This window comes from Kitasatospora sp. NPDC059571 (assembly GCF_042735675.1).
Classification (GTDB): domain Bacteria; phylum Actinomycetota; class Actinomycetes; order Streptomycetales; family Streptomycetaceae; genus Kitasatospora.
On record NZ_JBHWBW010000060.1, the window covers coordinates 1 to 11,571 of the forward strand.

The following is an 11,571-nucleotide window of genomic DNA, read 5'->3' on the forward strand; positions in this document are numbered from 1 at the left end:
GCGCGGGCTCGGGGGAAGGCTCGGCCGCCGAGCCCGGCGCCGGGAAGCTCCGCGGGATCGGCCAGGCGCCGGGCGCCGGGCCGGCCGGCGCCGCGGGCTGGGCGGGCGCCGCGGCCGGAGCGGGCTGCTGAACGGGCGCCGTCTGCGGCTGGGCCTGGACCGGCGGTGCGGCAGGCGCCTGCGCGACCGGCTCGACGGCGGGGACGGGGGCCGCGGACACCGGAACGCCCGGCGCCGCCGCTCCGGGCAGCGCGCCCGGCACCGGGCCCGCGGCGAAGCCGCCGACCGTGGCCCGGCGCTCCAGCTTGTCCAGCCGGGCCTGCAGGGAGAGTTCGTCGCTGTAGGCGCCGGGCAGCATCACCCGGGCGCAGATCAGCTCCAGCTGGAGCCGGGGTGCGGCGTTGCCGCGCATCTCGGTCAGGCCGGTGTTCACGATGTCGGCGGCACGGCTGAGCTCGGCGGCGCCGAACCGGTCGGCCTGCGCCTGCATGATCGCGACCCGGTCGGCCGGGGCGTCGATCAGGCCCTTCTCCCCTGCGTCCGGGACGGTGGCGAGGATCACCAGGTCCCGCAGCCGCTCCAGCAGGTCCGTCACGAACCGGCGGGGGTCGTGGCCGCCCTCGACCACCCGGTCGACCACCTGGAAGACGGTGGCGCCGTCGTGCGCCGCGAAGGCGTCGACGACCTCGTCGAGCAGCGCGGAGTCCGTGTACCCGAGCAGCGCGGTGGCCATCTGGTACGTCACACCGGCCTCGCCGGCGCCCGCGAGCAGCTGGTCCATCACCGACATCGAGTCGCGGACGGAACCGGCGCCGGCCCGGACGACCAGCGGGAAGACCGAGTCCTCGACCTGGATGCCCTCGCGGCCGCAGACCTCGGTCAGGTAGTCGCGCAGCGTGCCGGGCGGGACGAGGCGGAAGGGGTAGTGGTGGGTGCGGGACCGGATCGTCCCGATCACCTTCTCCGGCTCCGTGGTGGCGAAGATGAACTTGAGGTGCTCCGGCGGCTCCTCGACGACCTTGAGCAGGGCGTTGAAGCCGGCCGAGGTCACCATGTGGGCCTCGTCCAGGATGAAGATCTTGTAGCGGCTGTGCACGGGCGCGAAGAACGCGCGCTCGCGCAGCTCGCGGGCGTCGTCGACGCCGCCGTGCGAGGCGGCGTCGATCTCGATCACGTCGATCGACCCGGGGCCGCCGGTCGCCAGGTCGCGGCAGGACTGGCACTCGCCGCACGGGGTCGGCGTGGGGCCCTGCTCGCAGTTCAGGCAGCGGGCCAGGATGCGGGCGCTGGTCGTCTTGCCGCAGCCGCGCGGGCCGCTGAACAGGTACGCGTGATTGACCCGGTTGTTGCGCAGGGCCTGCTGGAGCGGGGCGGTCACGTGCTCCTGCCCGATGACCTCCGCGAAGGTCTCGGGGCGGTAGCGGCGGTACAGGGCTAGGGACACGCCACCGACGATATCGGGACGGGCCGACAAACGCGGCGCCCCTGCCCGGACGGACCGGCCACGACCGGCAAACCCCGGGAACGCAAGGACCCCTCGCGCACCCGCCAGAGCCCTCCTACCCTTGCTGCCTTCCGGCCCTGGGGGGGTTCAGAGAGATGACGCCACACGAGGGGCTGCCCCAAGAGTAGCGGATCCGGGCCGCCCGCCACTCCACCCACCCCGATCTCCGATCCGCAGGCACCCACCCGGCAGCACCTGCGGGATAGCGGTTCGCGAGCACCCCTCGACATGTACTAAGCTCTCCCACGGAGGATTCGCCTAGAGGCCTAGGGCGCACGCTTGGAAAGCGTGTTGGGATAAAACCCTCACGAGTTCGAATCTCGTATCCTCCGCCTCTGCCTGGCAAGGCAGTTGAAGGCCCCGACCCGGAACCCGGTCGGGGCCTTCTTCGTGTCGTGGTCTCAGTTTTGGTCTCAGTTCGCCGGCACCGGGTGAGCAACTGCCCCGGACCGCCCCGGCGGCACCGCAGCCCCGGAGACCCGACCACTGCCACGCACATGATCCCCACCTGAACGGGTAGCCGCATGGTTCGAGGAGCTGCAACGGGAAGCAGGCGAACCGCCATGGAAAGCCACCTCGCCCCAGCAGCAGTCCACCACCACTGCCATCTGGATTTCACCGCCGGAAGTGGAGCGTCCCCCGTCAGCGAAGGGCGGGCGTTCACCCGTCAAACCCTGTCCGGTTGGCATCTCGCCCCATCCGTTCTCGGCGACGACGTCCAGCTCATCGTCTCGGAACTGCTCACCAACGCCGCCAGGTACACGGCGGGCCCTCTCGCACTGGATCTGGACCAGAACGGCCCGTGCCTGCGCATCACCGTGACCGACCCCCAATCCGGCACTACGCTGCCCGACCCCGGCACGCACCAACCGTCCCGGGTCGGCGGCCATGGCCTGTTCATCGTCGACCGCCTCGCCCTCTGCTGGGGCGCCCTCCCGAACGACGGCGGCAAGGCCGTATGGGCCGAACTCCTCGTCCCCTCCGAACAACCACCGCCATCGCCTTGAAACCCTGCGCCGTGACACGGATCCGCGGGCGAAAACTCGACCCCGCGTTCCACGGTGTGGCCCATCAGCGGATCATCAAGTCAGGCATGGCAAAAGCGGAATCCGGGTTCATACTTGTGGTATGTCGGATGAGCGGGAGCCGCGAACGAGCTGGACGTTCCTGACGCAGCACGCGCGAGTGCTGTTGATGATCTCGCGGGATGCGGACGTCCGCTTGCGGGACCTGGCCGCGATGTGCGGGATGACCGAACGGGCCGCGCGGGCGATCGTCACGGACCTGGAGAAGGCCGGCTACCTGACCCACTCCCGGCACGGACGCCGCAACCGCTACCAGGTGGCCCGCGGCACGTACTTCCGTCATCCCGCCGAGGGCCACCACGAGATCGCCGGGCTGCTGGCCCTGTTCGCCGATCCCGCCCCCGACGCCGGCCACCAGCCTGCGACCACCACCGGTGATCATCATGATGAGCATCCGTGACCCCGCGCCAACCCGTCCCCCGTACCCCGCCGCACCTTGTGCGCGTCCCGGCCGCTCTGCCACCACCCCTCCCGTTGAGGCGGTGAGTCCAGTGCCCGACCCCAGCGGATCCACCCGGCACGACTGCCCCGACCCCCCGCGCGTTCCCACCCCGCACCTGCGGATCTCCACCACGAAGCTCCCCGGGACGGCCGTGATCGTCCGCCTCGACGGCGAAGCGGACCAGGAAGACCGCCGCAAGCTGGACGACGCCCTCTCCCGGGCTCTCCAGGACCGCCCACCCCGGCTGGTCGTCGACCTGGCCGGCCAGACCTTCTGCTACTCCGTGTGCCTCAACGCCCTGCTCGCCGCCCGTATGGACGCGAGGGCCGCAGGGGTGGAGATGGTGCTGGCCGCCCCGCCGGCCCAGACCATGCGATTGCTGGAGATCACCGGCACCGACGAGCTCTTCACCGTCCGGAGCAGTGTGCGCGCCGCCCTGGCAGGTGCCAGGGAGATCGGGTGAGGAGCTCCGGATGGACACTCCGTCTCGCTACGCGGTGACCCTTCCGGGTGTGCCCGGCAGGCACGGTCCGATCGAGGTCGTCGTCGTTCGTGCCACGGACGAGGTGACCGCGGACGGGGCCCCGGTCTACGCGGACGAGGCCGGCACCTTCCGCGTAGGGATCATCGGGGAGACGGCCCGACCGCTCGCCGAGCCGACCGGTCAGGGACGGCACACGTGCATGCACGCCACCCCACTGCCCTCACCTCGCTGCGGCTTCGCTCCGGGCATGGCCCGACCTGGCACCGTGCTCGATTCCTGACCGGCGCAAACAGCCCAGGACTCTCGAACGCGGGCACTCAGCCTCAGGCAGCCTTGCCCGCGAGGAGGCTGGTGACACGGTCGGCCATGAGGACGCCGAGGATGTAGCCGTCCTCGTCGACGACGGGCCAGACCGCCAGGCGCTTGACCCGCATGGCGATCGCGGCCAGGGCCAGGCCCATGGTCGGCCAGGCGAACGGGCCGCGCTGGTGGGTGGTGGCGCTGATCGCGGTCCGTCCGGTGTACCAGGAGCGGTTCAGGAACGGATGGAGTCCGGTGCGGGTGACCAGCCCCTCGCACCGGCCGTCGTGGTCGCGGACCAGCAGGTAATCGAGGTGGGCGCCGCGGAGGACGTCGTCGGCCTGGTCAACGGTGCTGTCGTCGGCTATCTGGTAGTCGCAGGGGTCCATGGCGTCGGCGACCGTGAGGCCGTGGCCGGGCCGCATCGACTGCGGGGAGTGGATGGTCACGGTGCTCACCGTTCCCGTCTCCGGCCGCCCCCTGGGGGCTGCCGAGCTTTCCTCACCCAGAACGAGGCCGGAACGGTTACCGGAATGCGTGATGCCCTGGATGCCTACGACCCTACTCCGGTGGCGAGCGGACCGGAGCAGCCCGCTGCGGAGTAGCTTGGGAGACAACCGAGGACATATCGCACATCGGCATCAGCGTCGACGTCGCCCTGGGTCATGACGGGTCCCTCGCGGACCGGACGGGCGGCTTCGCATGATGCCGATTCCTTTCCCCACCTCTGCCTCTCCTGGGCCGTGGATGGCACCCGGCGCCCCGCTGTTGCCTCGCCTGGTTCTGGAACCGACGATGTCACGGGAGGGGGTTTTCGACGGCGCCTGGTGGCCCCGCTCGAACCACGTCCTCGCCGAACTGCCGGACCTGATCACCGCGCTCGGTGCCCACTTCGGGCGCATCGTCCGGGTCGGTCTCGACACCGCTGCCTGGGACGATGTGCCTCTGGCCGTCGCGGCTAACGGCCTGACGGTCAGGATCAACTGGTTCACCGGCAGCGACGCGACGATCAGCGTCACCCGGGGGTTCCAGGATCACTTCCTGCTGCTGGTGGTACCGCCCGGCACCAAGTCGGCAACGGCCGCCTCGGCGATGGCCGGCGCCTCGGCCACCGGAAACCACACCCCGGCGGCAGAACTCCTGCTCGGCTGAGCAACCCGGACACACGCCGACACCGCCGCGCACCGGACCACTCCGGGTCGACGCGGCGGGGAGGGGGACCTGTCGCCTGTACCGGGTCTCCGGCATCGAGCGGCCGCCGCCCCTCGTCCGGGCAGGCGGCCGCACCGGGGTCGGCCGATGATGGATCCAAGGGACGCGCAACGTTCGAGGCGGCGTATGGCCGTGTGGCATGTCCGGGACTTCACGCCGGACGACCTCGAAGCGGTGGTCGGGATCGACGCCGAGAGCACCGCCACGGGCCAGGCCGCCGTCTTCCGGCTCTCCGACGTGGTCGCCGCTCTGCAGGCACGGAATCCGAGCGTCGTCGTGGTGGCCGACGGGCATCTCGTGGGCGCGGCGGTGGGCCGGGTGGACGGCGACCGGGCGTGGGTGCTGCGTATCGCCCTGCACCCCGCCTGGCGGAACCTGGGCATCGGCTCCGCCTTGCTGTCGGCATTGGAGCACCGTCTGCGGGACGCCGGTGCCAGGATCGTCGCGGCGCTGCTGCCCGACGAGGAGACCGGAGCCACCGCACTGGTCAACTCCGGATTCCACCCCCACCGGGGGCTCACGTACTTCGAGAAGTCGGAGGTCGTGAGTGCTCAGGGCGCGGCGGTCCTGGCGGTGCTCGGCGCGGTCATGCCCGAAGCCAGCCTCTGGGAGCAGCTCACGGGCATGGCCGACGAGAAGCGGCTCATCGAACGGCGCCTGGTGCTGCCCCTGGCGAATCCCGAGCTGGCGGACGCCCACGGGGTGGAACCACCCCGCGCGGTGGTGCTGTTCGGTCCGCCGGGCACGGGCAAGAGCACGTTCGCCAAGGCCGTGGCCGGCCGGTTGGGCTGGCCTTTCGTCGAGCTCTTCCCCTCCCGGCTCGCGTCCGAGGACGGGTTGGCCACCGGTCTCGGCCGCCGCTTCGAGGAGGTGGCGCAGCTCGACCACGTGCTGCTCTTCATCGACGAGGTCGAGGAGGTCGCCGGTACGCGCAGCCTCGCCGCCCCCGCGTCGGTCGGCGTGGTCAACGAACTCCTCAAGTCGATCGTGCGGTTCCGCGACCGCGACGGCCGGCTGCTCGTCTGCGCCACCAACTCGGTGACCGCCCTGGACCCGGCGTTCCTGCGGCACGGCCGGTTCGACTACGTCCTGCCGGTCGGGCCACCCGACTCCGTGGCCCGCGACGTGCTGTGGGCCGGCTACACGGCGAAAACGGGTACCGCCGCCGACACCGCGGTCCTCGCCGGGGCCAGCGAGGGCTTCACTCCCGCCGACATCAGGCAGGTCGCCATGGCCGTCGCCCAGAGCGCGTTCGAGCGCACGCTCGACACCGGGGAGCGGATCCAGCCCAGTACCCAGGACTACCTGGACGCCATCCACCGCACCCGTCCGACCGTTTCCGACGAAATGGCCCGGGAGTTCGCCGACCAAGCGGTCCGCTACGGGCGCGTCTGATGGACACCTCGCCGTTGCGGGGTGTCCGTCCGAAGGTGCCGGGCATCGGACCCGACCACCGCGACGACGCCGCGTCCGGGCCGAACGCGGAGTAGCCTGGACATCACCGAAGGCACTTCGCATGCCGGCACCGGATACTGGCGTCGTCTCCGGCGAACGGCAATGCCGGACCCGACCTCGTGGGCCGGGCCCGGGGACAGGTCCTTGATCATGACCACGACCCTCGATCGTGCGACGACGCCCGCCGCCACGGATTCCACGGCACGGCTCTCCCTCACGCCCAGTGGCGTGCGGCCCGGCCGTCTGGACGGAGCCTGGTGGCCGCGCTCGCGCGATCTTCTTCTCGAACTCCCCGCCCTGGCCGCCGAGATCGACGAGCGGTGGGGCCGGATCACCCGGATCACCGTGAACCCCGCGCGGTGGCCTGTCATCCCCCGGCGGATCCCGGTCACGGGTCACACCGTCCACGCGGGCTGGTTCACCATCGAACAGGACCAGCACACGATCATGGTCTGTTCCTATGCCCCCCGTCGGCTGAGCCTGCTGGTCGTGCCGCCCCAGACGGACGCCGTCGAGGCCGCCCGGCTGATGGCCGAGGCCGCCGATCCCGCGAACACCAGGACCGCGAGCGAACTGCTCACTGCCGAGCCGAGCACCGGTGCGACCGGGCCGGAAGTCGGTTCCGATTTCCTGCCGTCGGCCGTCACACCCTCCACCGGGCTTGGCGAGGCCGACCGGCGAGCCGATCTCTCCCGGAGCCGGGCCGCCTCCTGGCCGGCATCCGCGTAGGCGGCCGGCGGGAGCTGCCCGGGCCGGGGCAGGGCTGTCTCACTCGCGTGACCACTCGGTCTCGGCCTGGGGTTCGCCGTCGGCACCGGTCCCTTCCCAGAGCCGGACCCTGACTGCCCGAGGGCCCGGCGCGGGTCGGGAGAGGGTTCGAACGAACACGTCCCGGAGATGGTTGGCCGCCCGCTGCGGCGGACCGTCGTACTCCAGCGGATTCGGCATCGTCGTGTCGTCCTGCCGGGACCAGCGGCCGTCGTCGTCCTGGGTCTCCAGAATCCACCGGTAGCGCTGCATCGTGCCCTCCTGTGACAACCCTCCTGCCCTGACACGACCGTACGAGGCGGGCGGGCGGAGGGCGACCGGGGATGTCGACCGGCAGCCGCGGCACCACAATGGAACCAGGAGCGGAGGAGATGGCCGATGTTCGAGGCAGGCGACATCCGGGAGTGGCGCGGCCATGACGTGGTCGACGCCGACGGACACAAGATCGGCACGCTGGAGTCCGTCTACGTGGACACCGTGACCGATCAGCCGTTCTTCGCGACGGTCATGGTCGGCCTGCCCACCCGCCGCCGCCTGGTGTTCGTCCCACTGTCCGACGCGACGGTAGGTCCCGGTTACCTGAAGGTCCCCCGGCCCAGGAGCCAGGTGAAACACGCCCCGGCCATCGACACCGACGGCGAACTCCCCGCCGAGGACGAGGCAGCCGTCTTCGCCCACTACGGGCTGGACTACGCACCGGGCACGGGCGGGGAGCGCCGCCTGGCCCGCCGCTAGGAGCCCTCCGGACCATGAAGGAGGCCGACGATGGCCCTGGTACTGTTCCTCGTCATCGTGGCGATCGTGCTCGGACTGGTTGGTGTCGTCGCCGAGGGCCTGAAGTACCTGCTGTTCATCGGCATCGCCGTGCTGATCGTCGCGCTGATACTCTCCGCCGTCCGGTTCCGGCGCGGGGGCCGGTCCGTGAACCGCTGAGTACCGTGCCGGGTCCGGGCCGGGCCGGGCCGGGAGTAGCCTGGACATTACCGAAGGCACCCCGCATGCCGGCACCGGACACTGGCGTCGTCTCCGGCGAACGGCAATCCCGGACTTGGCACTGGCCAGGCTCGGAGACGGGTCCTTGATCATGACTGTGATCGACGGCGCGACGCTTGCCACCCCCGAACCCGCCCTGCGGTTCTCCCTGGCACCGGACGGCCCGCGAGCCGGACGGCTGGACGGGGCCTGGTGGCCCCGATCGCATGACCTTCTTTTCGAACTCCCTGCCCTGGCCGCCGAACTGGACGAGCGATGGGGTCGGGTCGCCGGAATCACCGTGAACCCCGCCCAGTGGTTGACCGTCCCCCGACGGATCCCGGTCGCGGGCCACACCGTCCACGCGGGCCACACCGTCCACGCGAGCTGGTTCACCGCCGTGCAGGACCAGCACACGATCTCGGTCCGCTCGCACCTTGCCCGCCGGCTGACCCTGCTGGTCGTCCCGCCGCAGACGGGAGCCGTCGCCGCAGCCTGGCTGATGGCCGAGGCCGCTGATCCCGCGAACACCAGGACCGCGAGCGAACTGCTCGCCGACGAGCCGTCCGCGAAGATGCCCGACCGGCGGGGGATCGTCTGGCCGGTACGCGACCCCTTGGTCTCGGCCTGGGGCTCCGCCCGATGGGGCGGGTCGTCGTCCCCGCCCGGGCGCTCCGGCACTGGCCCCCTACCGACCACCGGTGACGCCGACCACCGGTGACGCCGCCCGATCCTTCGTTCTTGCGCTCCCGGCGGATCGCCGTCAGTACTCGGAGCCGCTTCGCAGGTAGGTGCCAGCGACCTGGAGCCACGCTCCGGAGCTGAAGCACGCCTCGATCCGGTGCGGGGTGTCCTCGAAGACCCGCAGGACACGAAGCGCCCCGCTGGGGTGCAGGTCGTACTCGAAGGTGACGCCGTCCGCACCGTCCTCGTACTGCAGGTCCAGCGGCCCCTTCGACGGCTCCGCCGGCGACCGGGCATCGGCCGAGAGTTTCACGTAGACGGACATCTTCACGTCCCGCCTTTCCTGCCTGCCCGGCGTGACCGGCTCACGGGTCTGCCCCTCAGGGCGTTTCGGCCGGGGGGCCGGAGCTGACGCCGGTGTCGATGAGGATCTGCCGTGCCGAGTCGCTGCCACCGGCCCTGACCGCGCGTGCCATGGAGGCCAGGGCCGCCTCCTGGCTCGCGTGAGGGGGGACGACGAGCAGGCTGAAGTGGTCACGGTCGCCCCGTGTGACGATCACGGTGTCGTCGCCGACCGGGTAGCGGTCGATGTGCACCGACCGGCCGTCGACCATCAGACTGGCCGGGACGTCGTCCCAGGCGCCCGCGTCCAGACCGACGCTCTCGATGGGGCCGAGATGCCCGGTCAACGCGTGAACCAGGCCGGGAAGTTCGGCGCCGATGTCCCGTGAACGCGGCCACCACGCACCGTCCAGCATGCCTTCGCGTGACCGGGTGGTCTCCAGGCGCAACGCGACCGTCCCCGGCTTCGCGGCCTGCCGGAACCGCTCCGGCAGAAACCCGTAGCGGGAGTCGCTGGCTTCGTCCGACATAGCTCGCCACCTGTCCGCCCTGAGCGCCCTGGCACACCGGGTGCGGGCCGGGCCGCGCGGGGAGCGACAGCTCGGGCCGCTCCGATATCCCACGGTACTCCGCCCGCACCTGGCCAACCCGGTCGGTCGTGAGAGCAGGGGCGGCGTGCCGCTCTCAGCGCCACTCGATCAGGAACAGGGTGGCGTCGTCGCTCGTGTGCCCGCCCCGCTTCTCCTTCAGCACGTGGGAGAGCGCCCGCACCACGGCCCGCACCCCGCTCTGCGAACGCTCGACGCGGTTGACCCAGTCGATGAGCTGGTCCTCCCCGAACTGTTCCCCGCCGGGCTCGCGCTCCTCGACCAGGCCGTCGGTGAAGCACAGGACCCGGTCGCCATGCCGCAGTGCCCGCTCGCTGATCACCGGCTCCTCGCCGCCGAAGCCGACCGGCAAGGTCGTCTCGCTTTCCAGCCGCTCGACGACGACGTGGTCGCGGATCAACAGCGGCTGGGGATGGCCGGCGTTGACCCACTGCAGGTGGCCGCTGACGGTGTTCAGGCGCATCATCTGCGCGGTGACGAAGTGGTCCGGCCCGAACTGCTCCGCGATGGCCCGGTCCATGAACGCGTAGATCTCGGCCAGTCCGATGTCGGCTCGCCGGGCGTGCCGGTACGCGCCGATGGCCACGGTCGCCATGGCAGCGGCGTCCAGCCCGTGGCCCATGGCGTCGATCGTGGCCACGTGCAGAAGATCGTCGTTCAGCGCGTAGTCGAAGCTGTCGCCGGCCACCTGGTAGGCGGGTTCGAGGATGCCGGCCACGGCGACCCGCGGGGCGGTCATCGCCAACGGAGGCAGCAGTGACCACTGGATCTCCGCGGCCACGCTCATCGGCTGGAGGCGCCGGGCCTGGAAGATCCGGTCGGTGTAGCCGCTCTTGGTGACCAGCAGATCCGCGACCAGGGAGGCGAAGCGCCGCAGGAGCCGCCGGTCGTCGCCATCGACGTCGTCCAGCGTGAGTGCCAGCACTCCCACCTCGTCCCCGCCGTCCAGCAACGGCAGGTACACCCGCACCCCGTCGCCCTGCGGCACCTCGACGGAGACACCACTCAGAAAAGCCGCGCCTGCGGACGAGCCGTCGATCGGCACCGGCTCCCGGGCTGCCAGCCCCCGGCCGGACAGCGGCACCAGCACCAACTGCCCGTAGTCCTGCAGCAGGAGCACCGGGTCACGGCCACCGAACCCACGCACCGCGTCGGCGACCAATGGAGCAATCAGATGGGGCGGAAGCTCGTGGGCCTGGTCGAGCAGTGCGCCCAGCAGGTGTTCGCCGAACCCCTCCGACCGGTCCAGGCGCCGCTCGCCGTCCCTGCCCACCGACGATCCTTCCTGTCCCGTACGAGCCGGCACGGGCGCGATCAACCCCGGCACCCCGGTGCGGTTCACCGGGCCGGTCCTTCCATTACGCCCGACGGCGACGCATTCCGCCCCCGGTTATGCCCCTCCCCGCAGGGCGACGCCGCCGAGAAATCGGCTCTACCACCCGTGGGCACGACCCCGATGCGCTGCGGAGGCCGCCGATCCTGGTCTCAGTTCTGGTCTCATTCACCCCCGTCCGGCCGGGTTCAACCGCCGCTCAACCACATATTTCGCCGCAGGTCAGAACCGGTGTGAACGCCGACGGACACCGTTCGGGAGAATTGGAAAGCGTGTTGGGGGCAACCCCTCACGAGTTCGAATCTCGTATCCTCCGCCTCTGCCCGCCAGGGCAAACAAGAGGCCCCGACCGCTCAGCGGGCCGGGCGGCGCGGCGGCTCGC

Annotated in this window: 16 protein-coding genes, 1 tRNA gene and 1 other RNA gene; 11 read left to right on the top strand and 7 right to left on the bottom strand. The window is 71.2% G+C overall.

Annotated features, from left to right (window positions below; genetic code table 11):
- Together ACFV0G_RS10090 and ffs are read right to left on the bottom strand one after the other, a co-directional pair.
- The coding region (locus ACFV0G_RS10090) for a DNA polymerase III subunit gamma and tau (RefSeq protein ID WP_380544651.1) at positions 1-1,444 on the bottom strand (1,444 nt) is incomplete at its 3' end.
- A gap of 84 nt (positions 1,445-1,528) precedes the next feature.
- Positions 1,529-1,619: signal recognition particle sRNA small type (ffs, locus tag ACFV0G_RS10095), an RNA gene on the bottom strand.
- A gap of 132 nt (positions 1,620-1,751) precedes the next feature.
- On the opposite strand from ffs, the gene ACFV0G_RS10100 reads away from it, so the two are divergent.
- The 5 genes from ACFV0G_RS10100 to ACFV0G_RS10120 all read left to right on the top strand — a co-directional run bounded on the left by ACFV0G_RS10100 (position 1,752) and on the right by ACFV0G_RS10120 (position 3,795).
- Positions 1,752-1,836 (top strand) — tRNA-Ser (locus ACFV0G_RS10100).
- A 231-nt stretch (positions 1,837-2,067) separates the two neighbouring features.
- Complete coding sequence (locus ACFV0G_RS10105; protein WP_380544654.1) at positions 2,068-2,511, top strand: ATP-binding protein; 444 nt, start codon at positions 2,068-2,070, stop codon at positions 2,509-2,511.
- Between the two features lie 121 nt (positions 2,512-2,632).
- A complete protein-coding gene (locus ACFV0G_RS10110; RefSeq protein WP_380544657.1) occupies positions 2,633-2,989 on the top strand; it encodes a MarR family transcriptional regulator in 357 nt (118 codons plus the stop codon).
- A gap of 82 nt (positions 2,990-3,071) precedes the next feature.
- On the top strand, positions 3,072-3,494 hold the full coding sequence (locus ACFV0G_RS10115; RefSeq protein WP_380544660.1) for an STAS domain-containing protein: 423 nt from the start codon (positions 3,072-3,074) through the stop codon (positions 3,492-3,494).
- Positions 3,495-3,504: 10 nt separating this feature from the next.
- A complete protein-coding gene (locus tag ACFV0G_RS10120) occupies positions 3,505-3,795 on the top strand; it encodes a DUF6296 family protein (RefSeq protein WP_380544663.1) in 291 nt (96 codons plus the stop codon).
- Between the two features lie 43 nt (positions 3,796-3,838).
- On the opposite strand, the gene ACFV0G_RS10125 is transcribed toward ACFV0G_RS10120, so the two are convergent.
- Entirely contained in the window at positions 3,839-4,273 is a 435-nt protein-coding gene (locus ACFV0G_RS10125; RefSeq protein ID WP_380544666.1) for a CBS domain-containing protein, read from the bottom strand.
- 337 nt (positions 4,274-4,610) lie between these two features.
- Between ACFV0G_RS10125 and ACFV0G_RS10130 the strand changes: the two genes are divergently transcribed.
- From ACFV0G_RS10130 to ACFV0G_RS10140, 3 genes are all read left to right on the top strand, one after another.
- Positions 4,611-4,967 (top strand): DUF5994 family protein, encoded by a 357-nt coding sequence (locus tag ACFV0G_RS10130; protein ID WP_380544670.1) that lies wholly within the window; start codon positions 4,611-4,613, stop codon positions 4,965-4,967.
- A 186-nt stretch (positions 4,968-5,153) separates the two neighbouring features.
- On the top strand, positions 5,154-6,422 hold the full coding sequence (locus ACFV0G_RS10135; protein WP_380544673.1) for an ATP-binding protein: 1,269 nt from the start codon (positions 5,154-5,156) through the stop codon (positions 6,420-6,422).
- 210 nt (positions 6,423-6,632) lie between these two features.
- Positions 6,633-7,211, top strand: coding sequence for a DUF5994 family protein (locus ACFV0G_RS10140; protein WP_380544676.1), 579 nt, complete (start codon positions 6,633-6,635; stop codon positions 7,209-7,211).
- A gap of 39 nt (positions 7,212-7,250) precedes the next feature.
- Here the strand turns inward: ACFV0G_RS10140 and ACFV0G_RS10145 are convergent, their stop codons facing one another.
- Positions 7,251-7,502: a hypothetical protein gene (locus tag ACFV0G_RS10145; RefSeq protein ID WP_380544679.1), complete on the bottom strand. Its 252-nt coding sequence runs from the start codon at positions 7,500-7,502 to the stop codon at positions 7,251-7,253.
- A 126-nt stretch (positions 7,503-7,628) separates the two neighbouring features.
- On the opposite strand from ACFV0G_RS10145, the gene ACFV0G_RS10150 reads away from it, so the two are divergent.
- From ACFV0G_RS10150 to ACFV0G_RS10160, 3 genes are all read left to right on the top strand, one after another.
- On the top strand, positions 7,629-7,985 hold the full coding sequence (locus tag ACFV0G_RS10150; protein WP_380291126.1) for a PRC-barrel domain-containing protein: 357 nt from the start codon (positions 7,629-7,631) through the stop codon (positions 7,983-7,985).
- Between the two features lie 30 nt (positions 7,986-8,015).
- On the top strand, positions 8,016-8,183 hold the full coding sequence (locus ACFV0G_RS10155) for a hypothetical protein (RefSeq protein WP_167352938.1): 168 nt from the start codon (positions 8,016-8,018) through the stop codon (positions 8,181-8,183).
- A gap of 151 nt (positions 8,184-8,334) precedes the next feature.
- The gene (locus tag ACFV0G_RS10160) at positions 8,335-8,943 is read left to right on the top strand and encodes a DUF5994 family protein (RefSeq protein ID WP_380544682.1); all 609 of its coding nucleotides are present in this window, start codon (positions 8,335-8,337) and stop codon (positions 8,941-8,943) included.
- 42 nt (positions 8,944-8,985) lie between these two features.
- Here ACFV0G_RS10160 and ACFV0G_RS10165 read toward each other — a convergent pair whose 3' ends face one another.
- The 3 genes from ACFV0G_RS10165 to ACFV0G_RS10175 form a co-directional block, all read right to left on the bottom strand.
- Positions 8,986-9,237, bottom strand: coding sequence for a hypothetical protein (locus tag ACFV0G_RS10165; protein WP_380544685.1), 252 nt, complete (start codon positions 9,235-9,237; stop codon positions 8,986-8,988).
- A gap of 49 nt (positions 9,238-9,286) precedes the next feature.
- On the bottom strand, positions 9,287-9,778 hold the full coding sequence (locus ACFV0G_RS10170; protein ID WP_380544688.1) for a DUF5994 family protein: 492 nt from the start codon (positions 9,776-9,778) through the stop codon (positions 9,287-9,289).
- Positions 9,779-9,932: 154 nt separating this feature from the next.
- The gene (locus ACFV0G_RS10175; RefSeq protein WP_380544690.1) at positions 9,933-11,129 is read right to left on the bottom strand and encodes a PP2C family protein-serine/threonine phosphatase; all 1,197 of its coding nucleotides are present in this window, start codon (positions 11,127-11,129) and stop codon (positions 9,933-9,935) included.
- Positions 11,130-11,571 lie beyond the last annotated feature (442 nt).

Excerpts from the sequence above, each read along its gene's own strand:
- ACFV0G_RS10110 (WP_380544657.1), top strand. The coding sequence starts at position 2,633 with ATGTCGGATGAGCGGGAGCCGCGAACGAGCTGGACGTTCCTGACGCAG.
- ACFV0G_RS10105 (WP_380544654.1), top strand. The coding sequence starts at position 2,068 with ATGGAAAGCCACCTCGCCCCAGCAGCAGTCCACCACCACTGCCATCTG.
- ACFV0G_RS10160 (WP_380544682.1), top strand. The coding sequence starts at position 8,335 with ATGACTGTGATCGACGGCGCGACGCTTGCCACCCCCGAACCCGCCCTG.
- ACFV0G_RS10155 (WP_167352938.1), top strand. The coding sequence starts at position 8,016 with ATGGCCCTGGTACTGTTCCTCGTCATCGTGGCGATCGTGCTCGGACTG.
- ACFV0G_RS10135 (WP_380544673.1), top strand. The coding sequence starts at position 5,154 with ATGGCCGTGTGGCATGTCCGGGACTTCACGCCGGACGACCTCGAAGCG.
- ACFV0G_RS10150 (WP_380291126.1), top strand. The coding sequence starts at position 7,629 with ATGTTCGAGGCAGGCGACATCCGGGAGTGGCGCGGCCATGACGTGGTC.
- ACFV0G_RS10170 (WP_380544688.1), bottom strand. The coding sequence starts at position 9,778 with ATGTCGGACGAAGCCAGCGACTCCCGCTACGGGTTTCTGCCGGAGCGG.
- ACFV0G_RS10120 (WP_380544663.1), top strand. The coding sequence starts at position 3,505 with ATGGACACTCCGTCTCGCTACGCGGTGACCCTTCCGGGTGTGCCCGGC.
- ACFV0G_RS10140 (WP_380544676.1), top strand. The coding sequence starts at position 6,633 with ATGACCACGACCCTCGATCGTGCGACGACGCCCGCCGCCACGGATTCC.
- ACFV0G_RS10145 (WP_380544679.1), bottom strand. The coding sequence starts at position 7,502 with ATGCAGCGCTACCGGTGGATTCTGGAGACCCAGGACGACGACGGCCGC.
- ACFV0G_RS10130 (WP_380544670.1), top strand. The coding sequence starts at position 4,611 with ATGTCACGGGAGGGGGTTTTCGACGGCGCCTGGTGGCCCCGCTCGAAC.